General features: G+C 64.5%; 20 protein-coding genes. 10 read left to right on the top strand and 10 right to left on the bottom strand.

Translation table 11 applies throughout. The annotated features are described in order from the left end of the window. Positions 1 to 140 precede the first annotated feature (140 nt). Positions 141 to 1550: an MFS transporter gene (locus AC3WJM_RS09170; RefSeq protein ID WP_492271704.1), complete on the top strand. Its 1410-nt coding sequence runs from the start codon at positions 141 to 143 to the stop codon at positions 1548 to 1550. A gap of 189 nt (positions 1551 to 1739) precedes the next feature. Here AC3WJM_RS09170 and AC3WJM_RS09165 read toward each other — a convergent pair whose 3' ends face one another. The 9 genes from AC3WJM_RS09165 to AC3WJM_RS09125 form a co-directional block, all read right to left on the bottom strand. Next, positions 1740 to 3548, bottom strand: coding sequence for an acetyl/propionyl/methylcrotonyl-CoA carboxylase subunit alpha (locus AC3WJM_RS09165; RefSeq protein ID WP_492271703.1), 1809 nt, complete (start codon positions 3546 to 3548; stop codon positions 1740 to 1742). A 149-nt stretch (positions 3549 to 3697) separates the two neighbouring features. Continuing rightward, entirely contained in the window at positions 3698 to 4372 is a 675-nt protein-coding gene (locus AC3WJM_RS09160) for a Maf family protein (protein ID WP_059387898.1), read from the bottom strand. A 170-nt stretch (positions 4373 to 4542) separates the two neighbouring features. Then, positions 4543 to 7065 (bottom strand): MMPL family transporter, encoded by a 2523-nt coding sequence (locus AC3WJM_RS09155; protein WP_492271702.1) that lies wholly within the window; start codon positions 7063 to 7065, stop codon positions 4543 to 4545. Between the two features lie 26 nt (positions 7066 to 7091). Beyond that, positions 7092 to 7778: a TetR/AcrR family transcriptional regulator gene (locus AC3WJM_RS09150; protein WP_059390275.1), complete on the bottom strand. Its 687-nt coding sequence runs from the start codon at positions 7776 to 7778 to the stop codon at positions 7092 to 7094. Between the two features lie 37 nt (positions 7779 to 7815). Then, complete coding sequence (locus AC3WJM_RS09145) at positions 7816 to 8268, bottom strand: YbjQ family protein (RefSeq protein ID WP_492271701.1); 453 nt, start codon at positions 8266 to 8268, stop codon at positions 7816 to 7818. 99 nt (positions 8269 to 8367) lie between these two features. Continuing rightward, positions 8368 to 9780 carry a dicarboxylate/amino acid:cation symporter gene (locus tag AC3WJM_RS09140; protein WP_492271700.1) on the bottom strand — a complete coding sequence of 471 codons (1413 nt, stop codon included), beginning with the start codon at positions 9778 to 9780 and terminating at the stop codon, positions 8368 to 8370. A gap of 231 nt (positions 9781 to 10011) precedes the next feature. Next, positions 10012 to 11697: a DUF885 domain-containing protein gene (locus tag AC3WJM_RS09135; protein WP_492271699.1), complete on the bottom strand. Its 1686-nt coding sequence runs from the start codon at positions 11695 to 11697 to the stop codon at positions 10012 to 10014. A gap of 142 nt (positions 11698 to 11839) precedes the next feature. Beyond that, positions 11840 to 12091 carry an acyl-CoA carboxylase subunit epsilon gene (locus AC3WJM_RS09130; protein WP_059387894.1) on the bottom strand — a complete coding sequence of 84 codons (252 nt, stop codon included), beginning with the start codon at positions 12089 to 12091 and terminating at the stop codon, positions 11840 to 11842. Beyond that, positions 12088 to 13671, bottom strand: a complete 1584-nt coding sequence (locus tag AC3WJM_RS09125) for an acyl-CoA carboxylase subunit beta (RefSeq protein WP_284989782.1) — start codon at positions 13669 to 13671, stop codon at positions 12088 to 12090. Before AC3WJM_RS09125 ends, AC3WJM_RS09130 begins: the two co-directional genes overlap by 4 nt. Before the next feature lie 211 nt (positions 13672 to 13882). Here AC3WJM_RS09125 and AC3WJM_RS09120 point away from each other — a divergent pair, with 211 nt between their 5' ends. The 8 genes from AC3WJM_RS09120 (at position 13883) to AC3WJM_RS09085 (ending at position 22210) form a co-directional block, all read left to right on the top strand. Further along, positions 13883 to 14782, top strand: a complete 900-nt coding sequence (locus tag AC3WJM_RS09120) for an SDR family oxidoreductase (protein ID WP_306961297.1) — start codon at positions 13883 to 13885, stop codon at positions 14780 to 14782. Between the two features lie 47 nt (positions 14783 to 14829). After that, positions 14830 to 15738 carry a biotin--[acetyl-CoA-carboxylase] ligase gene (locus AC3WJM_RS09115; protein WP_059387892.1) on the top strand — a complete coding sequence of 303 codons (909 nt, stop codon included), beginning with the start codon at positions 14830 to 14832 and terminating at the stop codon, positions 15736 to 15738. Further along, positions 15731 to 16366 carry a PH domain-containing protein gene (locus AC3WJM_RS09110; RefSeq protein WP_492271698.1) on the top strand — a complete coding sequence of 212 codons (636 nt, stop codon included), beginning with the start codon at positions 15731 to 15733 and terminating at the stop codon, positions 16364 to 16366. Before AC3WJM_RS09115 ends, AC3WJM_RS09110 begins: the two co-directional genes overlap by 8 nt. Then, a complete protein-coding gene (locus AC3WJM_RS09105; RefSeq protein WP_284989780.1) occupies positions 16356 to 17519 on the top strand; it encodes an adenylate/guanylate cyclase domain-containing protein in 1164 nt (387 codons plus the stop codon). The genes AC3WJM_RS09110 and AC3WJM_RS09105 overlap by 11 nt, the downstream gene beginning before the upstream one ends. After that, entirely contained in the window at positions 17519 to 18313 is a 795-nt protein-coding gene (locus AC3WJM_RS09100) for a PP2C family protein-serine/threonine phosphatase (RefSeq protein ID WP_492271697.1), read from the top strand. The genes AC3WJM_RS09105 and AC3WJM_RS09100 overlap by 1 nt, the downstream gene beginning before the upstream one ends. Positions 18314 to 18420: 107 nt before the next feature. Further along, positions 18421 to 19044, top strand: coding sequence for a hypothetical protein (locus AC3WJM_RS09095; RefSeq protein WP_284989778.1), 624 nt, complete (start codon positions 18421 to 18423; stop codon positions 19042 to 19044). 65 nt (positions 19045 to 19109) lie between these two features. Continuing rightward, complete coding sequence (gene ligA, locus AC3WJM_RS09090; protein ID WP_441437990.1) at positions 19110 to 21386, top strand: NAD-dependent DNA ligase LigA; 2277 nt, start codon at positions 19110 to 19112, stop codon at positions 21384 to 21386. Next, positions 21383 to 22210, top strand: a complete 828-nt coding sequence (locus tag AC3WJM_RS09085; protein WP_307052598.1) for an inositol monophosphatase family protein — start codon at positions 21383 to 21385, stop codon at positions 22208 to 22210. The genes ligA and AC3WJM_RS09085 overlap by 4 nt, the downstream gene beginning before the upstream one ends. Before the next feature lie 84 nt (positions 22211 to 22294). Here AC3WJM_RS09085 and AC3WJM_RS09080 read toward each other — a convergent pair whose 3' ends face one another. Then, entirely contained in the window at positions 22295 to 23650 is a 1356-nt protein-coding gene (locus AC3WJM_RS09080) for an LLM class flavin-dependent oxidoreductase (protein ID WP_306961308.1), read from the bottom strand. A 473-nt stretch (positions 23651 to 24123) separates the two neighbouring features. On the opposite strand from AC3WJM_RS09080, the gene AC3WJM_RS09075 reads away from it, so the two are divergent. After that, a complete protein-coding gene (locus AC3WJM_RS09075) occupies positions 24124 to 24636 on the top strand; it encodes a GNAT family N-acetyltransferase (RefSeq protein WP_492259667.1) in 513 nt (170 codons plus the stop codon). The last annotated feature ends 19 nt before the right edge of the window (positions 24637 to 24655 follow it).

Below are 24655 nucleotides of genomic sequence, written 5' to 3'. Positions count from 1 at the left end.
ACAGAGTGAGACTTTTCCGGGCGTCCGCATCTTGGACTTGATTGTCCATTTGGTGGATACCGGGAACTATTATTGAACTCTCAATAATCTGCCGGCAGGCTCAGCGACGCCGGGCCGGCGTGAACGAAAGCATCCACTACATGTCTTCCATCGCTGAATCCAAGGAAAGCGAGTCAGTCAAGCCGGTCAACTCGCGGGGCCGGGTGATCTTCGCCAGCCTCATCGGAACGTCCATCGAGTTCTACGATTTCTACGTTTACGCCACGGCAGCTGTGCTCGTCTTCCCTAAACTCTTCTTCCCGACGGCGGACGAGACCACCCAGCTGTTGAGCTCCTTCGCGGTGTTCGGTGTCGCCTTCGTCGCCCGACCGCTCGGCTCTATAGTTTTCGGCCACTTCGGTGACAAATTCGGTCGCAAGGGAACCCTGGTTGCGTCCCTCCTGACCATGGGTATTGCCACGTTCCTGATCGGTTGCCTCCCCACGGCACAGGTTCCGGGCTGGACCTTCCTGGCTCCCACATTGTTGGTTGTGCTGCGGTTCGCCCAGGGCCTGGCCCTCGGGGGAGAGTGGAGCGGCGCCGCGCTGCTCGCAACGGAGAACGCGCCGGCCAATAAACGCGCCATCTATGGAACATTCCCGCAGATGGGTGCGCCGATCGGCTTCATCCTGGCCAACATCATCTTCCTGGTCTTCAGCTACACCTTGACTCCCGAGGCCTTCGCCGCCTGGGGCTGGCGCGTGCCGTTCCTGCTCAGCGCCGTCATGGTGATCCTTGGCCTCTACGTGCGCCTCAAGCTCATTGAAACTCCCGCATTCACCAAGGTGCTGGAGTCCAACGAAGTGGCCAAGCTGCCCATCGGACGCGTGTTCAAGAAGAGCTGGCGCCCGCTGATCCTCGGTACCTTCATCATGCTTGCGACGTACGTGCTGTTCTACCTGATGACCACGTTCACCCTGAAGTACGGAACGCAACCCACCCTGACAGGCGCGCAGGCCGCGGCGGTCAAGGCCGGAAAGCCCATGACCGACGCTGCAGCCGCGGCGTTCGTCCCGGGCTTGGGGTTCAGCAACAGCGAGTTTCTCTGGATGTTGATTGCCGGCGTCGTCTTCTTCGGCATTTTCACCTTGGTTGCCGGTCCGCTGGCCGAAAAGTACGGCCGTCGCAAGATGCTCCTGGCCGTGACCGCGGGAATCCTGGTGTTCGGCTTGCTCTTCGTGCCGTTGTTCAGTGGCGGCTTTGTTGGCACCATGGCGTTGCTGATCATTGGCTTCACGCTGATGGGCCTTACCTTCGGCCCCATGGGTGCGCTGCTTCCGGAACTGTTCCCGACCAACGTCCGATACACCGGATCCGCCGTCAGTTACAACATGTCCAGCATCCTCGGTGCGGCTGTGGCTCCGTTCATCGCGGTCTGGCTCTGGGAGTCGGCCAAGGGCAGCACGGTCCTGGTGGGCGTCTACCTCAGCGCCATGGCGGTACTGACGCTCGTGGCACTATTCCTGTCCAGGGAAACCAAGGACTCGGACTACGAAAACAACGTAGCTTGAGCTTGAATTAACAGGCTCGGGTTAAATGGCTCCGGCCCCGCACCCATGGTGCGGGGCCGGAGCTCTCTAATTGGGCCCACGCTGCCCGGGTTCCCTGGCCGAGCGAAGCGAGGCTAGGGGGGCAGTGGGTGGGCCCACGCTGCCCGGGTTCCCTGGCCGAGCGAAGCGAGGCTAGGGGGGCAGTGGGGACTAGTCTTCGATCGTCGCGATGACGGCGCCCGCGGAGACGGTCTCGCCTGCCTTTGCCACCAAGCCATGAATGGTGCCGGCTTTGTGGGCGGTGAGGGGCTGTTCCATCTTCATGGCTTCGAGGACCACGATCAGATCGCCTTCTGCAACCACGTCGCCGGCGGCTACTGCCACCTTGACGATGGTGCCCTGCATCGGCGAGGTGAGGGCGTTGCCGCCCGCGACTGCGGCTGTGGCGCCCGCAGAGCGGGAACGCTTCTTGACCTTGGCGCCCTTGGTGCCCGCGTTGGCGACAGACGAAACCGAGCCGAGGGTCGCCGGAAGGACAACTTCCAGCCGCTTGCCGCCAACCTCGACGACGACGCGCTGGCGCTCAACGGCGTCGGCGGCTTCTGTTCCGGTTCCGGTAGGCGTCCACGCGGGGACGTTGTTGACGAACTCGGTCTCGATCCAGCGGGTGTGCACCTTGAACGGGCCTTCGGCCGGAGCGAACGCGGGATCGGTCACCACTGCGAGGTCGAAAGGAATGACGGTGGGGATGCCTTCAACCACCATTTCCTCAAGGGCGCGGCGGGAACGCTGGAGGGCCTGTTCGCGGGTAGCGCCGGTGACAATCAGCTTCGACAGCATGGAATCGAAGTTCCCGCTGACGACGTCGCCCTGCTCCACGCCGGAATCGATGCGGATGCCCGGACCCGTCGGGTTCTTCAGGGTGCTGATGGTTCCCGGTGCGGGCATGAAGTTGCGGCCCGGGTCTTCGCCGGTGATGCGGAATTCGAAGGAGTGGCCGCGGACCTCGGGATCGCCATAGCCGAGTTTCTCGCCACGGGCGATGCGGAACTGCTCGCGGACCAGGTCGAGGCCTGTGACTTCCTCCGAAACGCAGTGCTCCACCTGAAGACGCGTGTTGACTTCGAGGAATGAGATGATGCCGTCCTGGCCCACCAGGAATTCGCACGTTCCAGCGCCGAGGTAGCCTGCCTCTTTCAGGATGGCCTTGGAGGATTCGTAGAGGCGCTCGTTCTGCTCCGGGCTCAGGAACGGCGCGGGGGCCTCTTCCACAAGCTTCTGGTTGCGGCGCTGGAGGGAGCAGTCGCGAGTGGACACCACAACGACGTTTCCGTAGGCGTCAGCGAGGCACTGGGTCTCGACGTGGCGGGGGGAATCCAGGAAGCGCTCGATGAAGCACTCGCCGCGGCCGAAGGCGGCAATGGCTTCACGTACTGCGGACTCGAAAAGCTCGGGGATTTCCTCGATGGTGCGGGCCACCTTGATGCCGCGTCCGCCGCCGCCGTAGGCGGCTTTGATGGCGATCGGGAGCCCGAACTCCTTGGCGAAGGCCAGGATCTCGTCAGCGGACTCGACCGGGTCGGCCGTACCGGGAACCAAGGGGGCGCCGACCTTTTCGGCGATGTGGCGGGCCTGCACCTTGTCGCCCAATGCGGAGATGGCGTCCGGGGACGGGCCGATCCAGGTGATGCCGGCGTTGATGACCTTGGCGGCAAACTCGGCGTTCTCTGCGAGGAAGCCATAGCCCGGGTGGATGGCGTCCGCGCCCGACTGCTTGGCGACGTCGATCAACTTGTCCATCACGAGGTACGACTCGGCAGCGGTGTTGCCGCCCAGTGCGTAGGCCTCATCTGCCAGCCTGACGTGCAGTGCGTCGCGGTCGGGGTCCGCGTAGACGGCCACGGATGCGATGCCTTCGTCCCGGGCTGCGCGGATGATGCGGACCGCGATTTCGCCTCGGTTGGCGATCAAGACCTTGGTGAGAGGGCTGGAAATGGGCTGCGCCGGATTAGCTGACAAGTTGACTCCTTCTGTCCTTCAGGGAGCCTAGCGTGATTTTGAGGGTTCCGCCCATATTGATGGGGGATTCCGTGTGTGAGACGGCCTGTCTTTGTAGGGTTGCTACAAAGGCTGGAAATTGGCCGCCGGGCCGGCGACCCAGACCGCCGCTATTCGCTGCCCGCTTCGGAGCCGTTGTGGGTCCAGAGTTCGGTGATCCCGACGTTCGCTTGCCCGAGCAGATCGCGGAGGGTCGAGATGGAGAGCCCGACGACGGCGTGCGGGTCGCCGTCGACCTTGCGGATGAAGGCCCCGCCCAAGCCGTCGATCGTGAACGAACCGGCGCAGTGCAGGGGCTCGCCGGTTGCGATGTAGGCGTCGATGTCCTTCTCGCTCATCTCCGCAAAGTGGACCTCTGCGCTGGACACCGCACCGACCGTTGCTCCGGTGCCGACGGCCGTCTCGCCGTCGTTCATGTCCGCTGCGGTTTCGCGGCAGTCCACGAGCCAGTGCCCGGTGTGGAGGACGCCCTTGGAGCCGCTCATGCGCAGCATTCGTTCCTTGGCAATGTCTACTGTGTACGGCTTACCGTGCGATTCGCCGTCGAACTCGAACACGGAATCGCAGCCGATCACCAGGGCCCCCTCGGCGTCGGGCAGGGAAGCGACAGCCTCGGCCTTGGCGCGGGCGAGGAGGAGAGCGGTGTCATGCGCATCGGTGACGCCGTACCGGGCTTGCACGGCGTCCTCGTCCACGTCCGAGACGAGTACCTCGTGGTGGATGCCGGCCTCCGTGAGGAGCTTGGTGCGGGCGGGGGACTGGGAAGCCAGGATCAATCGGGTCACGGCTCAAGCGTAGTACGCGCTGCCTTCCCACGACGCTCGCTCACTTATATGGGTGTTTGGCCGGACGCTCGCTCACTTGGGTGAGCGGGCGTTTGGGGAAAGGGCCTTAAAGGTGAGCGGGGGTCGGTTCTGGACACAGAACCGACGCCCGCTGATAGGCAACCAGGCGCTTAGTGGACCAGCTCCTTGGCGCCGCCCGCCGCCGTCGTGCGCTGGAGATTTGCACCCTCGACGTCGACGTCGGGCAGGACCCGGGACAGCCACCGCGGCAGCCACCAGGCTTTCTCGCCCAACAGGTACATCACGGCCGGAACAATGGTCATCCGCACCACGAACGCATCCACGAGCACGCCGAACGCCATCGCGAAACCGAGAGGCCGGACCATAGTCAGGTGGCTGAAGATGAAGCCGGCGAACACGCTGACCATGATGATGGCGGCGGCCGTGACCACCGCTGCGGCATGGCTGAAGCCGCTTCGGACGGCCTGCTTCGCGTTCTCACCGTGCATGAACGATTCACGCATGCCTGAGGTGATGAACACCTGGTAGTCCATGGCCAGGCCGAACAGCACACCAATGAGGATGATTGGCAGGAAGCTCAGCACGGCTCCGGGGTTGGGCACGTCGAACACGGTGCCCAGCCAGCCCCACTGGTACACGGCCACCACGGCGCCGAACGCTGCCGCGAGCGAGAGCAGGAAACCGCCGGTGGCGAGCAGCGGGACGACGATCGAGCGGAACACCAGGAGCAGGAGGACCAGCGAGAGCCCGACGACGATCGCCAAGTACGGCGGCAAGGCGGCACCGAGCTTCGCGGAGACGTCGATGTTGCCGGCCGTCTGCCCCGTCAATCCGATGGTGGCGCCTGTGGCCTGCTGGATTTCGGAACCCTTGCCCCGCAGTTCCGAGACCACCTGGACGGTGCTGGCGCTCGCGGGCCCGTCCTTGGGGATGACCTGGAAAACGGCCGTGCGGTGATCCTGGCTGAGGGCTACCGGAACGGCCGCCACGACGTTGTCGACACTGCGCAGCTTGTCCGCGACGTCGAACTGCTTCGTCTTGGCCTGATCGTCGCTGAGCCCGTCCGGGAAGGTGCCGACAACCACGATGGGACCGGTCATTCCCTCGCCGAAGCTGGTCCGGGTGAGGTCGTACGCCTTGAACGCTTGCGAATCGACCGGCTCCGAACCGCCGTCGGGCAAAGCGAGGCGCAGCTGGGAGGCCGGGAGGGCCAGCACCCCGAGCAGCACGACGCCGGCAAGCAGCGAGACCACCGGATGCCGGGTCACAAGCCCGCCCCAACCACGGCTGCTTCGCTGCTGGTCCGCCGCGCGGTCCGCCGAGGCGTGGTCAGGCTCGGCGTTGTGGCGCTCTGCCTTGGCCCAGGCCCGCTTGGAGATCAGTTTGCGGCCCACCAACGAGAGGACTGCCGGAGTCAGAGTGAGGGAGACGACGACGGCGACTGCCACCGTCGCGGCGGCCGACAGACCCATGACCGCAAGGAATGGCAGCCCGGGAACCACCAGTGCCGCAAGCGCGATGACGACAGTGAGGCCGGCGAAAAGGACGGCGTTGCCTGAAGTGCCGGTGGCGAGGGCCACTGATTCCTCGGCGTCCATCCCCGAAAGCAATTGCCCGCGGTGGCGGTTGACGATGAAGAGCGAGTAGTCGATCCCGACGGCGAGTCCCAGCATGAGCGCGAGCATCGGGGAGATGGAACTCATGTCAATGACGCCGGTGAGGGCAAAGGTACCGCCGACGCCCACCGCCACGCCGACGATCGCCATCAGCAGGGGAAGGCCGGCGGCGACGAGCGTTCCCAGCATCACAATCAGGGCAATGGCCGCGACGGCGATACCGATGATTTCGGAGACACCGAACAATTGGGAGACGTCCTCGGTGATTTCCTTGCTGGCCAAGGCTGTGACGCCTGCCGAAGAGACCCCATGGACAATGTCCTGGACTTGCTGCCGGACGGCGGGGGTCAGGCCATTGATCGAGGTCTTGAACTGGACCTGCGCGATCGCCGCTTTACCGTCCGTGGAGACAAAGCGCATCCCTTGGGAAGCGGTCACTTGGCGTTTGGCCAGGGCGAGGGTGGCGGCGCCGTCGGCCGCTTGCTTCTGGCCGGCATCGAGCTTCTGGCGTCCGGCCAGGAGTTCGGCCTTTTGAGGGGCAAGCTGGGCCTGGATCTGCGCCGCGGGCATACCGACGGCGGTCATTTGCTGCTCGGCGGCCTTGAGTTGGGCATCGCCTGCGTCGAGCGTGGCCCGCGCCTTGTCCAGCTCAGCTTGCCCGGCGGCAGCTTTCTGTTCCCCGGCAGCAAGATCGGACGGTGCCTTGTCCAAGGCGGCTTGGGTCGTGAACGGGTTGACCGTGGACTGCACATCCGGCAGCTTTTCCAGCCGGGCGAGGGCCGACGCAATGGCGTCCTTGCCGGCTTGGTTGAATCCGGCGTCGCCGGCTTCGAAGACGATCCCTGCGGAACCGCCCGAGGAGGCAGGAAGGTCCTTCTTGAGTTTGTCCAGCATCTGCTGGGTCTCAGTGCCGGGGATCTGGAAATTGTTGGACATGGTGCCGTGGAAGGCGGCTGCAGAACCGCCGACGGCCACGAGCACAGCCAGCCAGAGGGAGATCACCAGCCAGCGGTGACGGTAGGAGAACTTGCCAAGGCGGTAGAGCAGGAGTGCCATATCGGAACCGATCTGTCGGTGTGTGGTTATGCCGAGTGTTGGGAGTCTGCCGCGGGCTGAGGGCTGTGCGCCGACGGGGTTTGAGGGGCGGGTGCCGTGAAGCCTGAACCGAGCAGGCCGATAGCGTCGATCAAGTGCTGCCGCAAGCTCGCGAGGGATTCAGCGGATAGATCCGGGCCGTGTTGTTCGAACCAGACGCTCATGGCTGCCTTGCCGCAGGAAATGATGGACCCTGCCAGAGCCCGCAGATAGAGCTCGTTGACATCCGGGCCGAGGCGACGACGGGCAGCGTCGATGATCTGAGTGGTGCAGTGGTCCCAGGCTTCCAGTTCGGAACGCACCAAGGCACGGTTGTCGTGGGTGAGGCTGAAGAGTTCGGCCATGGGGGAAACCGTCATAGGGTCAGCCAGCGCCGTGAGGGCGGCCCGGGCGGAATCGAGGATGGGTTCGTCCGAAGGGCGCAATCGGAACTGTTCCAAGGCATGGTCCAGGAAGCCTTCGGTCACGGACGCCAAGGCTGCTTCGAGGCTGGGGAAGTAGTTGAAGAAGGTGCGCCGGGATACGCCGGCTTCTTCCGCGATGTCTTCCACGGTGAAATTGCCGGCCCCCTTGCTGCGCAACACGGCGAGGGCCGCGTCGGCGATCGCTTGGCGGGTGGCCAGTTTGTTCTGTTCGCGGCGCGACGGGAGGGCGATAGTGTCGGAAGGCGTCACATAGTTACACTAAGTGCAACTTTGCACTCAGGGCAAGTTAAATCTCCGGTGGGGTCTCGTGTTCCTGGGGCGCGGCCGACGTCGCGGCCTGCGTGGATTGCTGGGTGGGCTGTTGGGCTGCCGCGCTGGTGAGGTAGATCGACTGGCCTGTGGCGCCTGGCTCGCCTTCGGCCAGGGGAATGGCGAAAACGGCAGTCCCGTAGGCGCACACTTCGGTCCAGTTGCCGCCCATCTCGGACGTGTCGAAGCGCATCGCGACGATTGCGTTGGCACCGCGCTGCTGTGCCTCGTTGACCATGCGGGCCATGACTTCCTGGCGGCTCTCATAGAGCGCCTTGGTCATTTCGGGCAGCTCGCCGCCGCCGAGGGAACGGAAGCCGGCCATTACCTGGGCGCCGATATCCCGTGAGCGGACGGTGAGGCCCATGACTTCGCCGAAGACGGCGTCGATCTTGTGGCCCGGAATCTTGTTTGAGGTGACTATGAGCATGGACAGAGCCTATCCAGAATCCACCCCGTTAAAAGGACAAATCCCCGGGGCATTTTGAACTGGCCCCCGGGGATTTGTCCGCGCGACGATGTGCCGTCGCTAGGCCTTGGCGCCAGCGAGCTCGCGGGTCTCCTCGGATGCCTCCGGGGACTCACCCTCGGCCGCGAATGCCGTTCCCTTGCGGGGCGCGTTGTAGAGCGATTCGTCCAGGATTCCCTGCCGCTTGGCGACGATGGCCGGAACCAGCGCCTGTCCTGCCACGTTGACGGCCGTGCGGCCCATGTCCAGGATGGGGTCGATCGCCAGGAGGAGTCCGACGCCGGCCAGCGGCAGTCCCAGCGTGGAAAGTGTCAGCGTGAGCATGACGACGGCGCCCGTGGTGCCTGCCGTTGCCGCGGAACCAAGGACGGAAACCACCACGATCAGCAAGTACTGGCTGAAGTCCAGGTTGATGCCGAAGAACTGGGCAACGAAGATCGCGGCGACGGCCGGGTAGATGGCGGCGCAACCGTCCATCTTGGTAGTCGCGCCGAGCGGCACGGCGAACGATGCGTAACCCTGGGGGACGCCCAGGTTGCGTTCGGTGACGCGCTGCGTGAGCGGCAGCGTGCCGATCGAGGAACGCGAGACGAATGCCAACTGCACGGCGGGCCACACGCCCGAGAAGTACTGCTTGACGGACAGTCCATGGGTCTTGACCAGGATGGGGTAGACGACGAACAGCACAAGGGCGAGGCCCGCGTAGATGGCCACCGTGAACTTGCCGAGCGAACCGATGGTATCCCACCCGTAGACGGCCACTGCGTTGCCGATCAGGCCGATGGTGCCCAGCGGGGCAATGCGGATGATCCACCAGAGGACCTTCTGGATGACGGCCAGGGCGGAAGCGTTGAGGTTCAGGAACGGTTCGGCCTGCTTGCCCACCTTGAGGGCTGCGACGCCGACGGCGATGGCGATCACCAGGATCTGCAGCACGTTGAAGGTGATCGACGTGCTGGCGACGCCGTCCGTGACGGTGGTGCTCGCTCCCAGGCCCAGGAAGTTCTTGGGGAAAAGACCTGTCAGGAACGCCCACCAGTCGCCGGTCTTTCCGGCGTACTCGGCCTTCTTGGTGATGCCGGTGCCGGAGCCTGGCTGCAAGAGCACTCCAAGTCCGATGCCGATCGTCACGGCGATGAGTGACGTGATGGCGAACCAGAGCAGAGTGTTCCACGCCAATTTCGCGGCATTGGACACTTGGCGCAGGTTCGCGATGGAGCTCACCACGGCTGTGAAGATCAAGGGCACGACGGCGGTCTGCAGCAGCGAGACGTAGCTCGAGCCGATGGTCTGCAGCGTGGCGCCGAGCCCGTTGGGAGCTTTCGTGGTGCTGCCGGTGGCTTTGGCCAGGAGGCCGAGGGCCAGGCCGATCACGAGGGCCGCGATGATCTGGACGCCGAAGGACGTTGCCCACTTGGGAAGCCGGGACGAAGTCTTTCCGGCGGAAGTCACAGTGTTGGATGAATTGCTCACCGGAACAAACTAGGCCCCGAAAAATACCACCGCGACCCGACGTTGAGAAATGTTACGGTCTCACATTCGACCCACTCCCAAAAAAGGCCCGCGAATTCGCCGCCAATCCACCCATTTATGAAGTTATTCCCGGACAGAATGTGGGGAATGTCTCGTACGTCTCAGCCCATCTGACTCGCATTTGTTGTCGTTATGAGCCTCCAAAACGACAACAAATGCGAGTCAGTTGGGTCACCCGAGCAGCGCCCGGCGAAGCGTATCCAGGCCGACAGAGCCGATGTTCAGGGCATCCGTGTGGAAGGACTTCAAGTCGAATCCGTCGCGGCGTTCGAGTTCAGCCCGGATTTCTTCCCACAGCCGTTGCCCCACCTTGTACGACGGAGCCTGCCCCGGCCATCCGAGGTAGCGGGTGAATTCGAACTGGAGCTGGCCCGCGCTGATGGGGAGGTTGGCCTTGAGGAATTCGAAGCCCTTCTCCGAGGTCCAGGTACCGCTGCCCCAGCGTTCCGGAACTTCCAGCTCGAGGTGGACGCCGATATCGAACACCACGCGGGCCGCGCGCATGCGCTGCATGTCCAGCATGCCCATGTGGTCGCCCGGGTCCTTGAGGTAGCCGAGCTCGAGCATGAGCTTTTCTGCATAGAGTGCCCAGCCTTCGCCGTGCCCGGACACCCAGCAGACGTTCCGCCGCCAGTTGTTGAGGAGCTCGCGGCGGTAGACGGCGGTGGCCACCTGGAGGTGGTGGCCGGGGACGCCTTCGTGGAACACTGTGGTGGTTTCGGCCCAGGTGGTGAAGGTGTCTTCGCCGGCGGGGACGGACCACCACATGCGGCCTGGCCGGGAGAAGTCGTCCGAAGGGCCCGTGTAGTAGATGCCGCCTTCGTCCGTGGGGGCGATGCGGCATTCGAGCGTCTTCATGATGTCCGGGATGTCGAAGTGGACGTCGGCCAATTCGGACACTGCCCGGTCTGAGAGTTCCTGCATCCAGGCTTTGAGGGCGTCGGTGCCCTTGATTTGCCGTGCGGGATCGTTGTCGAGGATGGCTTTGGCTTCCTCGATGGACGCGCTGGGCTTGATTTGCTCGGCCACCTGTTCCTGTTCGGCAATGAGCCGCTCGAGTTCCTGCACGCCCCAGGCGTATGTTTCCTCGAGGTCCACGGTTGCGCCAAGGAACAAGCGTGAGGCCAGGGCGTAGCGTTCGCGGCCCACGGCGTCCTTTTCGGGAGCAAAGGGCAGAAGTTCCGCTTCGAGGAAGGCGGCAAGACGCAAGTAAGCGGAGCGCGCGACGGCGGCACCGGCGTCGAGCTTTTCCTGCAGTTCCGCCGGCAGCGGCTGGCCGTCGATGGTGGCTTCGGCGGCGAGCTTGGCGAAGAAGCCGTCTTCGGCCGCGTATTTGCTGGTCTGTTCGATGACGATCTTGACTTGGCGGGCCGCGGAGACTTTCCCTGCGTCCTTCGCCGAGCGAAGGGAAACGATGTACCCGTCGATCGCTTCCGCAACGTTGGCAGCGCGGCCGGCGATGTGCTCCCAGTGTTCGGCCGTGTCGGTGGGCATAAGGTCGAAGATCGCGCGGATGGTTTGGGCGGGAGATTCGATATTGTTCAGGTCCGCGGCGTCCCAGCCGGACTCGTGGATCTCAATCGCCAGGCCGAGCCGTTCCCGCATCGCGTCCAGCGTGACGACGTCGGAGGCGTCCGTGGGTTCGAGGGTGGCGAGCTCGTCGAGGGTGTCCCGTGCTGCCTTGGCGAAGGCCGCGGCGCCTGAGGGCGAGAAATCCTGGTATTCGGTTTCGTGTCCGGGCAGGCCGAGGGTGGTGGCGAGGCTCGGGTTGAGGGCAAGAAGGGTGTCCGTGTAGGCATCGGCGACCGCGTCGATGGCAGTCTGGAGGCGTGCCGGAGCTGTGTTAGAGGTAGTCACCCCACGAGCCTAACCGCGTCCAGGCGCCTTATGAAAGGGTTGTTGCAGAAGATCCGGCCGCCAACCCAACTTGCTCGCATTTAATGTCGTTCCGGGCCTTCAAAACGGCATTAAATGCGAGTCGGTTGGGTGACCACAAAACTCAGCCCCGGCTGCGCTTCCAGGCGCCTGGACCCGGTGTGGGATCCATGCGCAGTTGCTGCCGGCGCAGCCAGTGCCGCGTGCTCGGTTTTGGAGCTTCGGCTTCCTCGGACGCTCCAAGGGAGGCGACGACGGCGGCAAGCGCCGCGAGCTCTTCCGGCGTCGGGTCTCCCTTGACCACCGAAAGCAAGGGCTCGGCGGGCACCGCGTCCGTGGAACCGGGCCCGGAGCCTGGGTTCTGTTCGACGCTCACAGGGGGATGTTTCCGTGCTTCTTGGTGGGCAGGCTGGCCCGCTTGTCGCGGAGGGCGCGGAGGCCCTTGATGATCTGCAAGCGGGTCTCCGACGGCGCGATGACGGCGTCGACGTAGCCCAGCTCGGCCGCCTGGTAGGGGTTGAGGAGTTCTTCCTCGTACTGGCGGATGATCTCGGCGCGCTTGGCTTCGACGTCGCCACCGGCCTCGGCGACCGCGGCAAGATCGCGGCGGTACAGGATGTTGACGGCACCTTGGGCGCCCATGACGCCGATTTGCGCCGTGGGCCAGGCCAGGTTGAGGTCGGCGCCGAGCTTCTTGGAGCCCATCACGATGTACGCTCCGCCGTAGGCCTTGCGCGTGATGACCGTCAGCTTGGGCACGGTGGCTTCGGCGTAGGCGTAAAGCAGCTTGGCTCCGCGGCGGATGATGCCCTGGAATTCCTGGTCCTTGCCGGGCAGGAAGCCGGGGACGTCCACCAAGGTGATGATGGGAACGTTGAAGGCGTCGCAGTGGCGGACAAAGCGGGCGGCCTTTTCCGAAGCCGAGATGTCCAGCGTGCCCGCGAACTGCATGGGCTGGTTGGCCACGATCCCGACCGTGTGGCCTTCAACCCGGCCATAGCCGATGATCACGTTGGGGGCGTAGAGCGACTGCATTTCGAGGAAATGGGCGTCATCCACGATCTGCTCGATGACCTTGCGCATGTCGTACGGCTGGTTGGCCGAGTCCGGGATGAGCGTGTCGAGGGCGAGGTCGTCGTCGTCGAGCTCCAGTTCCTGCTCGTGCTCCAGGACGGGCGCCTCGGACAGGTTGTTGGACGGCAGGAAGTCCAGGAGTTCGCGGACGAACTCGATCGCGTCGGCTTCGTCATTGGCGAGGTATGTTGCAGTACCGGTGGTGGCGTTGTGCTGGCGTGCGCCGCCAAGGGTTTCCATGTCCACGTCTTCGCCGGTGACGGTCTTGATGACGTCGGGGCCGGTGATGAACATGTGGGAGGTCTTGTCCACCATCACGATGTAGTCGGTGAGGGCGGGGGAGTAGGCCGCCCCGCCGGCGCACGGGCCCATGATGAGGGAAATCTGCGGGACGACGCCGGAAGAATGGACGTTGTTGCGGAAGATGTCAGCGAACATCGCCAGCGAGGCGACGCCTTCCTGGATACGCGCGCCGCCGCCGTCGTTGATGCCCACCATCGGGCAACCGTTGCGGAGGGCGAATTCCTGGACCTTGACGATCTTCTCGCCGTTGACTTGGCTCAGGGAGCCACCGTAGACGCTGAATTCCTGGCTGTAGATGGCTACGAGGCGGCCGTCGACGGTGCCGTAGCCTGAGACCACGCCGTCGCCGAGGGGCTTCTTCTTTTCCATGCCGAACGCGGTGGAGCGGTGGACGGCCAAAGCATCGAACTCTATGAAGGAGTCTTCGTCGAGGAGCATGTCGATGCGTTCGCGGGCGGTGTTCTTGCCGCGGGCATGTTGCTTCTCGATGGCTTCGGGGCCGGACGGTTGTTCTGCACGGGCCTGGCGGTCGCGGAAGTCGGCAATCTTTCCCGCTGTCGTTGTCAGATCGTGGCTCATCAAATGTCTCCGGCTCTGTAGCTGATTTACGCTGGCACTGCTTTGTTAGGCATGCGCTCTTAAGTAGCATCCGTACAAAGTGCGGGCCCTGTTGGCTAGTCTAATGACGCAAAAGCCACAGACCGCTGTAGAAACCCTACAATTTTCCGACTTCAAGTCGAGCATCGAGTGATGTTACTCGCCAGTAACATAGTTGGGCTACAGTGTCCTCATGACCTCAAGCAACGATGCTTCTGCAAGCCCTGCCCTTCCCTACCAGGCACGTGGATCACTGAAGGGCCGCACCATTCTGATGTCCGGCGGCAGCCGCGGCATCGGCCTGGCAATCGCTACCCGTGCGGCACGTGACGGCGCCAACATCGTCATCATGGCCAAGACCGGGGAGCCACACCCCAAGCTTGAAGGAACGGTCTTCACGGCCGCCGAACAACTGGAAGCGGCGGGCGGCCAAGCGCTGCCGCTGGTGGGTGATGTCCGCAACGACGGCGACGTTGCCGCGGCGGTTGCCGCCGCCGTCGAACACTTTGGCGGAATCGACGTCGTGGTCAACAACGCCTCGGCGATAGACCTCTCCCGCACTGACGCGATTGACATGAAACGCTATGACCTCATGCAGGACATCAACGTCCGAGGCACCTTCCTGCTGTCCAAGCTCGCGCTTCCGGCCCTGCGGACATCGAACAACGCCCACATCCTGACGCTCTCGCCGCCGCTGAACCTTGACCCGAAGTGGGCAGGCATGCATCTGGCCTACACCATGGCCAAGTACGGCATGAGCCTCACCACGCTGGGCCTGGCCGAAGAACTCAAGAACGACGGCGTGTCGGTCAACTCGCTGTGGCCCTGCACGCTGATCGACACTGCCGCCATTCGGAATATGCCCGGTGGGGCACAGATCGTCCAAGCGGCCAGGGGCCCGGAAATCATGGCCGATGCGGCCCACGCTGTCCTGACCGGGGCGAACCTGTCCGCAGACTCAGGCGCTTCAGCAAGCAATACAGGCAACTTCTATACGGACGAACAGGTGTTGAGGGCTGCCGGAGTTTCCGACTTCAGGCCCTACAGTCTGGGTGCCCCGGAGGAGAAGCTGGTACCGGATATCTTCCTCTAAGCGGACAACTTCTTCCCGGACCGGCCTGGCTGGATAGGATTCTGTCTATGGACGTCGAACAGCCTGCCAGCAGCGAACCACGTGCCCCGCGCTTGGGCCTGGACCGCGATGCCCTGCTTCACCCCGACTTCCTCGCGGCCGCCGGTATTTCGCAATTGAAGATCGTGGAGACCACAGGCTCCACGAACGCCGATCTGCTGCGCGCCGTCACCATCGAGCCTAAGGAATGGGCAGACCTCGCCGTCCTAACCGCCGAGCACCAGACGGCGGCCCGGGGCCGGCTCGACCGTCACTGGGAGTCTCCCGAACGTTCGGCGATTTCCGTTTCGATCGTCCTGCGTCCCGTGAATTCCCAAGGCCTCCCCGTTCCCACCCAGAGCTATTCCTGGCTGTCCCTCCTGGGCGCGCTGGCCTTGCGCGAGACCCTCCTGGAAACCGCCGGCCTGCCCGCCGAGATCAAGTGGCCCAACGATGTCCTGGTCCGAGGCAAGAAGATCGCCGGGATCCTGGCCCAGATGGGACCGATGGGGGATGGATCCGTTCCGGCCGTGATCCTGGGCACCGGCCTCAACGTGACGCTCAGCGAAGATGAGTTGCCTGTCCCGACAGCGACGTCCCTTGTGCTCGAGGGTGCCACGACCACGGACCGCACCGTGCTTCTGCGGAACTACCTGTCACGCTTCGCGGCGCTCTACCGCAGTTTCTGCAATGCCGACGGCGACCCCACCGCGGGATTGGCCGGCGGCTCGTCCCTGCACAAGCGGGTTGAAGCTGTCATGGTCACCTTGGGACGAGAAGTGAAGGCGCATTTGCCGGGCGACCACGAATTGGTGGGGCATGCGTCCAGGTTGGATGAGTATGGTTCCCTTTTGGTGGTGGACCATGGTGGCCGCGAGCACGTCGTGACTGCCGGCGACGTCGTCCATCTGAGGGCTACCGAAAGCGGTTATGCGTAAAGAGCTCCTGCGCGGGGAGCAAGTCATCGTGATTACGCGGCAGCAGCCCAGGGCGCTTTTCGGTCCCGTCCTGGCGTTCATCTTGGTCCCCGCCGCGGCCGCCTTCGCCTGTGCATGGATAGTCAAGGGCGGACCGGGTAACTTGCTTCCGGTCATCACGAGTGATTGGACCCAATGGTTGGTGGCCGCATGCCTGGCCATCGTGGCGATCGTGCTGCTTGGCTACAGCCTTCCGCGATTCATCCGCTGGCGCGGCGTACGGTACATCCTGACAAGCGGCCGGATAGTTGCCCGTTTCGGAATGCTTCGCCGGGGAGACTGGCAGGTCCCGCTGGCCGCGGTGCGCAGCGTGGGGATCAAACAATCGCTGCTCCAACGGATATTGCGCTCCGGGAATATATCCTTGGATACCGGGCACCCCGGCGAGGCCGTTCTCGCGGATGTTCCGGAGGTCGGCAAGTTTCGAAGTTTCATCCTGGATGCCATGGCCGAGCTTCCGACAAATGTCGGGTTCGGCCCGGGCGCCGTACCGGAGCATGGCGACTTTGACGGTTTTGTTGGACCAGTTGACTACTCTGGTGCCGCGTTGCCCTGGGATGTGAGAGAAGGTGGAAGAGATGAGCGTTGACGAGCAGGAGCCTGAGTACATGGACCACGAGCCCGACGCCGTGCCCGAACCTTCCGTGGACCAAGCACCTACGGGGGTCCTCCCCGTGGTGTCCCCGCCCACCGGCGCATTGTCAGCAGAACGGCTTGCCATCAAAGCGCTGGAAACGCGGCTCTTGGGCGGCGAACGCAAACTCCGGCGGCGCGAAGTGGCGGCCGGAGCAGGCGTCTCGCTGTTGTCAGCCCGCAAACTGTGGCGGGCGCTGGGATTCCCGAATTTCGGTGACCAGGATGTAGCGTTCACCGAGCGCGACCTCGCGGCGCTTTCCACCATCCTCGACCTGGTCCGCGCCGGAAAGCTCACCGAGGAAGCTGCCATCTCCGTGACGCGCGCCATCGGTCAGATGACCGACCGCATGGTGGTGTGGCAAGTCGAGGCGCTGATTGAAGACATGGTGGTGCAGCAAGGCATCCCCGATGCCGTTGCCCGCAAGCAGCTGGTCAATGAACTGCCCAACCTTGTGGACGCCATGGAAGAGATCCTGCTGTACTCATGGCGACGCCAGATGAACGCCGGTGTGCAGCGCCTGGCCGTCCGTGCAGAGGCAGGTTTGCAGGCGAGCGAAGCAGGCCGCGAAGGAGATGAAGACGACGCTCCTTTGCCTTTGGCGCGCGCCGTAGGTTTTGCCGACCTCGTCTCCTACACGAGCCTGTCCCGCCGCATGAACGAGAAAACCCTGGCCCAGTTGGTCCAGCGCTTCGAGAACAAGTGCGCGGAGATCATCTCCATCGGCGGCGGACGCCTGGTCAAGACCGTCGGCGACGAAGTCCTCTACATCGCCGAGACGCCAGCCGCTGGTGCCGAGATCTCCTTGGCGCTCGCCCAAGCCTTCACGGAAGACGAAATCCTCCCGGAAGCCCGCGTGGCCATGGTCTGGGGACGGATCCTTTCCCGTCTCGGCGATATTTACGGCCCCACCGTCAACCTGGCGGCCCGCCTCACGGCCTTGGCTGAACCCGGCACGGTCCTCGTGGACGAGATGACGGCGGCAGCGCTGGGCCAGGACGAACGCTTCGTCCTGGTTCCGCAGACGGCCGAAAACGTTCGTGGTTTCGGGGAAATCCTTCCCGTCCGGCTTGCCCGCGGACTTGGCAAGGGACTGGTCCTCGACTGATGAATTCACCGTCCGCAGCAACCGCCCCTGAGCCGGGATTCACGTTGAGCTATGGCTTCGGGACGGACCGTGGACTCAGCCGGGAACTCAACGAAGACTCGCTCATCGCAAAGGATCCGGTCTTCGCGGTGGCTGACGGCATGGGCGGGCATGAGGCAGGCGAGATTGCCAGCGCGTTGTGCGTGCGTACCCTCGGCAGCATGCCGCAATTGGCGCCGGGAGTCCGCTCGGCAACTGCCGTTGCCCTGCAAAGGTGCATCCTGGCTGCCGACTCCCAGATCCGGAATGCCACGGGTGGCCGCGCTGGAACAACGCTCACCGGCGTCGTCGTCGCCGAGCATATGGGCGTCCCGTATTGGCTGGTCATGAACATCGGCGATTCACGGACGTATCGGGTGAACGGGGGCGAATTCAGGCAGATCAGCGTGGACCATTCGGAAGTCCAGGAACTCGTGGAGGCCGGAAGCATCACGCGGGAAGAAGCCACGGTGCATCCGCGCCGCAATGTGGTGACCCGCGCCCTCGGCACAGGGGGCGAAAACGAAGCGGACTTCTGGTTGCTGCCCATCCAGGACGGGGATCGGATGCTGATCTGCTCGGACGGACTCACCGGGGAGCTGGGCGACGAGCACATGTTCCGGATCTTGAGCACGGTTGAGAAGCCCCAGGACGCGGTGGATGCCCTCATCCACGAGGCGTTGCTGAGTGGTGGGCGGGACAATGTGACCGCGATTGTGGTTGATGCCAGGATCGAGTTGAACGACGCCGCAAGGACCGGCCCCGGCTCTTCCTGATGGCCTTTGCAGGGAACGGGATTTGCGACATGCCCGGACTATGTAGGAAGATTCCGGTCAATACCACCCCAACTCCGGGCGGCCCGTGCCGTCCTGCAGAGGTAAACATGACCCAACGCTCCTCAGCGCGCTCTGGCGGCGCGACCCGTGCCGCCGTGCGACGCCCGTTCTCCGTTGCCCTCGCGGGCATTGCCATGGCCGTGGTGATGTGCGCCTTCCCGTTGCTTTCGGCCCATGCCGAGACCACTCTGGCTCCTCAGAATAGCCAATCGACCACTGCGCCGACCCCGGCCCCGGACCCAGCACCAACCGAGCCCACGCCAACCCAGCCGATAATCGTGGACCCGGCGCCCTCCAAGCCACCCGTCGTCGTGCCGGTGGCCCCGGCACCAGCCCCGGTGGCGCCCGCGCCCGCCGCGCCCGAACCGGCCCCCATGACTCAGGTGACCGTGGAACCGGAACCCAGCGTGGCGCCGTCGGAGGCTTCTGTCGCCTCCAGCCCGGCGACCCCGTCGAACAGCCCGACGGCGAGCGCCTCGCCGTCGGCATCGTCCAATTGGAATACCCCCATCCAGGACGGGCTCAAGGCCACGCAAGCTGCCTCGGTGAGCGGCACCAAAGGACCGGGCTCGGACATGTTCGCCGTGATCGCGATCATGGGCGGCGTGCTTTTGGTGGCGGCCGGAGGCATTGCCTTCGCCTTGTGGAGCCGCCATCGCTTTACGCACTGATACCCGCTTGTGATTCCTGCTTGTGATCCCTGCTTCCCGTCCGGGGGCCGTATTTTGTCGCGGCTTTGCGGCAAGATAGGTACGTGAGCACAGCAGAGAGCGAAACCGCAGTTCCAACGGAAGCCGTACGGGAAGAGTACGAAAACCTCGCAGACCTCGTCCGCAAGTACCGCTACGCGTACTACCAGGAAGATGCGCCGACGGTTTCGGATGCCGAGTTCGACTCCCTGTACCGCCGCCTCGAGGAGCTCGAGGCCCTGCATCCCGAGCTCGTGTCCAACGATTCGCCCACACAGGAAGTAGGCGGCGAGGTGTCGGCTGCTTTCGCCGCCGTCGAGCACCTCCAGAGGATGTACAGCCTGGAGGACGTCTTCTCGCTCGACGAGTTGGAAGCGTGGGTCCGCAAGGCCGAGGCTTCGGTCGAAAAGCTGGGCACGGCGGCTTCCCGCATTGCGTGGCTGACGGAGCTGAAGATCGACGGCCTGGCAGTGAACCTGCTGTACCGCGACGGCAAGCTGGTCCGTGCCGCCACGCGCGGAGACGGCACCACGGGCGAGGACATCACCCACAACGTGCTCACCATCAAGGAGATCCCGCGCCAGCTCAGCGGCAGCGGATATCCGTCCGAGGTGGAAATCCGGGGCGAAGTCTTCATTCCGTCCAAGGCATTCACCGAATTCAACGAAGCGCTGATCGAGGCCGGCAAGGCGCCGTTGGCCAACCCCCGCAACGCCGCCGCCGGCTCCCTGCGCCAGAAAGACCCCGCGGAAACCGCCAAGCGTCCGTTGCGGATGTTCGTCCACGGCATCGGGGCACGCGAAGGCCTCGACTCCACGAGCCAGTCGGAAACGTACAAGCTGCTGGAGGAATGGGGCTTGCCGGTCAGCCCCTACCTGAAGGTCCTGGACTCCTTCGAGGAGGTCCTCGACTTCATCAAGCACTTCGGCGAACACCGGCACGACCTCCTGCACGAGATCGACGGCATCGTGGTCAAAATCGACGACTTCGCCACGCAGCGTGCCCTCGGTTACACCTCGCGCGTGCCGCGATGGGCCGTTGCCTACAAATACCCGCCGGAGGAAGTCCACACCAAGCTGCTGGACATCCAAGTCAACGTCGGCCGCACCGGCCGCGTCACTCCCTACGGGGTAATGGAACCGGTCAAAGTGGCCGGATCCACTGTGGAGATGGCCACCCTGCACAACCAGGACGTGGTCAAGGCCAAGGGCGTCATGATCGGCGACATCGTGATTCTCCGGAAGGCCGGAGACGTCATTCCTGAGATCGTCGGGCCGGTATTGGCGCTGCGCGATCAGCAGGATCCTCCTGTGCGCGAGTTCGTGATGCCCACGGAATGCCCCTCCTGCCACACGCCCCTTGCTCCGGCGAAGGAGGGCGACGTCGATATCCGCTGCCCCAACGCGAAGTCGTGCCCCTCCCAGCTGCGCGAGCGTGTCTTCCACGTCGCGAGCAGGGGAGCCTTCGACATCGAGGCTCTCGGGTGGGAGGCAGCCATCGCACTCACCCAGCCTGCGGAACCGGAAACTCCGCCCCTGCGCAGCGAGGCGGCCTTGTTCAGCCTCACGCCGGAGGACCTCGCCGACGTCCGCATCCACCGCGAGAAGCGCTCCAAAGGCGTGGGCACGGGAACGTTCGAATTGGTGCCCTACTTCTATTCCAAGGCCACCGCCAAGACCCCTTCCAAACCCACCGCCACCACCGAGAAACTGTTCAAGGAACTTGAGAAAGCCAAGACGCAACCTCTCTGGCGCGTCCTGGTTGCCCTTTCCATCCGGCACGTCGGCCCCACTGCGTCCCGTGCCCTGGCCACGGCCCTCGGGAGCATGGACGCCATCCGGGCCGCCTCCGAGGAGGAACTGGCCAACGTTGACGGGGTGGGACCGACCATCGCCGCGGCACTCAAGGAATGGTTCGCCGTTGACTGGCACCAGGAAATCGTGGATAGCTGGGCAGCTGCCGGGGTGCGCATGGTTGACGAGCGCGACGCCGGCATCCAGCGGAACCTGGAAGGCCTCACCATCGTGGTGACAGGCTCTTTGCCCACCCTGAGCCGGGACGAAGCCAAGGAAGCCATCATCATCAGGGGCGGCAAAGCGGCGGGCTCGGTTTCCAAGAACACCAGTTACGTCGTGGCCGGCGAGAACGCAGGCTCCAAGCTGGACAAGGCTGAGCAACTCGGCATCCGGGTACTGGACGAGGACGGCTTCAAGGCATTGCTCGACGGCGTCCTGGAACCCGCCGGCGGCACGGCTCCGGATGATGAAGACGCAGCCGTTGCCCTGGCGGGCGCTGCGGCGGCGGAAGTGGACGCTGCCGAATGACGGCCGATGTCTTGGAGCTTCTCGCTGTTGCCCGCGTGGCGGCGGCGGCAGGAGCGGAGGTGCTCGCCGCCCGGCCAGCCGGCCCCGGCTCGGCGCGGAACCTCGGCGTCGTGAACAAGGGTGACGCCGGCGACTGGGTGACGGCCTTCGACGTCGCGGCGGAGAACGCTGTGCGGGACGCAATTACCGCAGCACGCCCGCACGACACCATCACGGGCGAGGAGCACGGCACCACCCGGCCCGAGCAGCCCAGCGGCTACCGATGGTCCATCGATCCTTTGGACGGCACCACCAACTTCATCCGGAACATCGTCTACTACGCCACGTCCGTGGCCGTTGCGGATGCCGACGGCGTCTGGCTGGCCGGCGTCGTCAACGCCCCCGCGCTGGGACGCATCTACTCGGCGGCACGCGGCCATGGGGCATGGCTTGAAGAGAACGGGCAGCGCACCCAGCTGAGCGGACCGCTCCTGGGCCGGACGGGACTGATTGTGGCCTCCGGGTTCAGCTACGATCCCGCCACGAGGGCTGAGCAGTTCGCCGGTCTCGGGAACCTCATGGAAGGCTTCGCCGATCTCCGGCGGCTCGGCTCCGCCGCATTGGATCTCTGCCTCGTGGCGGATGGAACGCACGACGCCTTCGGAGAACGCGGGCTCAACGAACACGACTACGCGGCTGGTGCGTTGATCGCTGAGGAGGCCGGATGCTGGGTCCGCCGCCCACGGCTGGCCAGCCCCCTGGATGGCGGCCCCACGGATGCGGATCGTTTGGAAGCGTGGACCTGCGCGGGAACCCTCGAGCTCTCGGGCAAGTTCCCGCTCTAAGGCCCTTCACCTTGGCCCCGACGACGCGGGATGACCGCCGTCGTCGGGGCTTTGTGGCTGGCTGCGCGTCTGGACCCTTCGTCGTTAGGCCCCGGCCGCGGCGAGCGACCCAAGCTCCGAGAAGCGGTTCGCCGGGCGGTCCAGGCCGTAGTGGTCCCGCAGCGTGCTGCCCGTGTATTCGGTGCGGAACAGCCCCCGGTGGCGCAGCACCGGCACCACGCGGTCAACAAAGGTTTCGAGACCCGACGGTAGAACGGCCGGCATGATGTTGAAGCCGTCGGCCGCGCCGTTTTCGAACCATAGTTGGATCGCGTCGGCCACTTGCTCCGGCGTTCCCGCGAAAGTCAGGTGGCCGCGGCCTCCTCCCAGCCTGCCGATCAGTTGGCGTACCGTGAGTTTCTCGCGGCGGGCAAGCTCCACAATGAGGGTGTAGCGGCTCTTTGCGCCTTCGATCGAGTCCTCGTCCGGAAGATCGGCGGGAAGTTGGCGGTCGAGGGGCAGGTCCTCTGGGTTCACGCGGAGCGTCTTGGCCAGCTCGGCCCTCGCGTATTCGGGCCGGATCAGCTCATCCAGTTCGCGTTCCAGGCGCAGCGCTTCGGCATGCGTGGAGGCGATCACCGGGACAATACCCGGCAGGATCTTGATGCTCTCGGCCGCCCGGCCAAGCGCGACCGTCCGGGCCTTGAGGTCTCCGTAGAACGCCTGGGCATCTTCCAGGGTTTGCTGGGCCGTGAACACGGCCTCGGCGTACCTGGCGGCCAGGCCCTTGCCGTTCTCGGAGGAACCGGCCTGGACAATCAAGGGATGGCCTTGGGGGGAGCGCGGCACGTTGAGCGGTCCGCGGACCCGGAAATGCTTGCCCACGTGGTTGATGGGCCGGACCTTGGTTGAGTCTGCCCAGACGCCAGCTTCCTTGTCGGCAATGACCGCGTCGTCCTCCCAGCTGTCCCAGAGCTTGGCGGCCACCTCCAGGAACTCGGCCGCTCGTTCATAGCGGGCGGCATGGGCGGGCTGATCGTCGATGCCGAAGTTCCGGGCGGCTTCCGGTCCGGCTGTGGTCACCACATTCCAGCCGGCCCGTCCGCCGCTGACGAAGTCCACCGAGGCGAAGCGCCTAGCCAGGTTGAAGGGATCGTTATACGTGGTGGACGCCGTGGCGATGAGGCCGATTTTCTCGGTGGCAGCCGCAATCGCTGTGAGCAGCACCGTCGGTTCCAGCTTGCCCGCGGGACGGCGTCCGACGTCGCCGAAGATCACGGGGGAGTCTGCGAAGAAGATGGAGTCGAACGTGCCGCGCTCTGCGATCCGTGCGAGGTTTTGGTAGTGCCGGATGTCGGTGCTGGCGCGCGGGTTGCTTTCCGGCAGCCGCCACGAAGCCTCGTGGTGTCCGGTGCTCATGAGGAATGCGTTGAGGTGGAGTGTGCGTTGCTGGGGGCTCATCTGTGTTCCTTTCGTTGTCTCCTGGCCGCCAATCAACCACGAGACAACCGCCCCGCGCCAGCATCGCGAAACCTTCCCGCAACAGCAGGAAACCGGGCTTCACAGCCGGAAACCGGACTCAATCTGGCGCCACGCGAAGCAATGTTTGAGCGGCCTCCGACGCTCGCTCACTTATGTGGGGTTTCTCGCCGACGCTCGCTCACATATATCTGAGCGGGCGTTGGGGGATTGGGGTGGATATCTGAGCGAGCGTCCGAGGCTGGCGGGACGACGCAAAGCCGCCCACCGCCGTCGTACTTTAAGACGCTCGCTCACTTATGTGGGGTTTCCACCCAACGCTCGCTCACTTAAGTGAGCGGGCGTTGGGTGGAACGGCCTTGTATCTGAGCGGGCGTTAGGCCCCGGGTGATAGTTCGGTCACGGAAACACCGCTTTGGCACCCCGGGCACCTCGGGCGCGACTACCATGGATCAGTGCATTCGCAGATTACCGTCCGACCCGCCCTGCCCGAAGACTACGACGCCGTAGCCCGTATCACGATGTCGTCTTACGTGACCGCTGGCTACTATGGCAGCCCGGACCACCCATACCTGGAGAAGCTGCGCGACGTGGCCGGCCGCGCCCGGTACGCCGACGTTTTCGTCGCCGAACGCGACGGCCAGGTTATCGGATCCGTCACGTCGGCGAAGGCCGGAGGCGACTTCTCGGACATCGGCCTTCCGGACGAACTCGAAATGCGTACGTTGGTGGTTGATCCGGAGGTTCAGCGCTCCGGCGCGGGACGGGCACTGGTCCAGGCCGTCGTCGACCAAGCCCGCTCAATGGAAGGCATCAACGCCGTCTCCCTCACCACGGGCGCAACGTGGGAAAGCGCCAACGCCCTCTACGCCAAAACCGGATTCGAGCGCGAACCGGAGCGAGATTGGTTCGTACCCGGGACCGACATAAAACTGTTCGTTTATCGGCAGGATGTGCGCCAGCAATAAAGTTTCCTCGTAAACCCCG

The sequence above is a fragment of the Arthrobacter sp. FW306-1B-G06A genome, assembly GCF_058781765.1.
Note: the sequence above shows the minus strand (reverse complement) of the source record. Positions and strands in the feature narration are given on the sequence as shown.

Excerpts from the sequence above, each read along its gene's own strand:
- AC3WJM_RS09170 (WP_492271704.1), top strand. The coding sequence starts at position 141 with ATGTCTTCCATCGCTGAATCCAAGGAAAGCGAGTCAGTCAAGCCGGTC.
- AC3WJM_RS09155 (WP_492271702.1), bottom strand. The coding sequence starts at position 7,065 with ATGGCACTCCTGCTCTACCGCCTTGGCAAGTTCTCCTACCGTCACCGC.
- AC3WJM_RS09145 (WP_492271701.1), bottom strand. The coding sequence starts at position 8,268 with ATGCTCATAGTCACCTCAAACAAGATTCCGGGCCACAAGATCGACGCC.
- AC3WJM_RS09125 (WP_284989782.1), bottom strand. The coding sequence starts at position 13,671 with ATGAGCCACGATCTGACAACGACAGCGGGAAAGATTGCCGACTTCCGC.
- AC3WJM_RS09120 (WP_306961297.1), top strand. The coding sequence starts at position 13,883 with ATGACCTCAAGCAACGATGCTTCTGCAAGCCCTGCCCTTCCCTACCAG.
- AC3WJM_RS09115 (WP_059387892.1), top strand. The coding sequence starts at position 14,830 with ATGGACGTCGAACAGCCTGCCAGCAGCGAACCACGTGCCCCGCGCTTG.
- AC3WJM_RS09110 (WP_492271698.1), top strand. The coding sequence starts at position 15,731 with ATGCGTAAAGAGCTCCTGCGCGGGGAGCAAGTCATCGTGATTACGCGG.
- AC3WJM_RS09105 (WP_284989780.1), top strand. The coding sequence starts at position 16,356 with ATGAGCGTTGACGAGCAGGAGCCTGAGTACATGGACCACGAGCCCGAC.
- AC3WJM_RS09100 (WP_492271697.1), top strand. The coding sequence starts at position 17,519 with ATGAATTCACCGTCCGCAGCAACCGCCCCTGAGCCGGGATTCACGTTG.
- AC3WJM_RS09095 (WP_284989778.1), top strand. The coding sequence starts at position 18,421 with ATGACCCAACGCTCCTCAGCGCGCTCTGGCGGCGCGACCCGTGCCGCC.
- AC3WJM_RS09085 (WP_307052598.1), top strand. The coding sequence starts at position 21,383 with ATGACGGCCGATGTCTTGGAGCTTCTCGCTGTTGCCCGCGTGGCGGCG.
- AC3WJM_RS09080 (WP_306961308.1), bottom strand. The coding sequence starts at position 23,650 with ATGAGCCCCCAGCAACGCACACTCCACCTCAACGCATTCCTCATGAGC.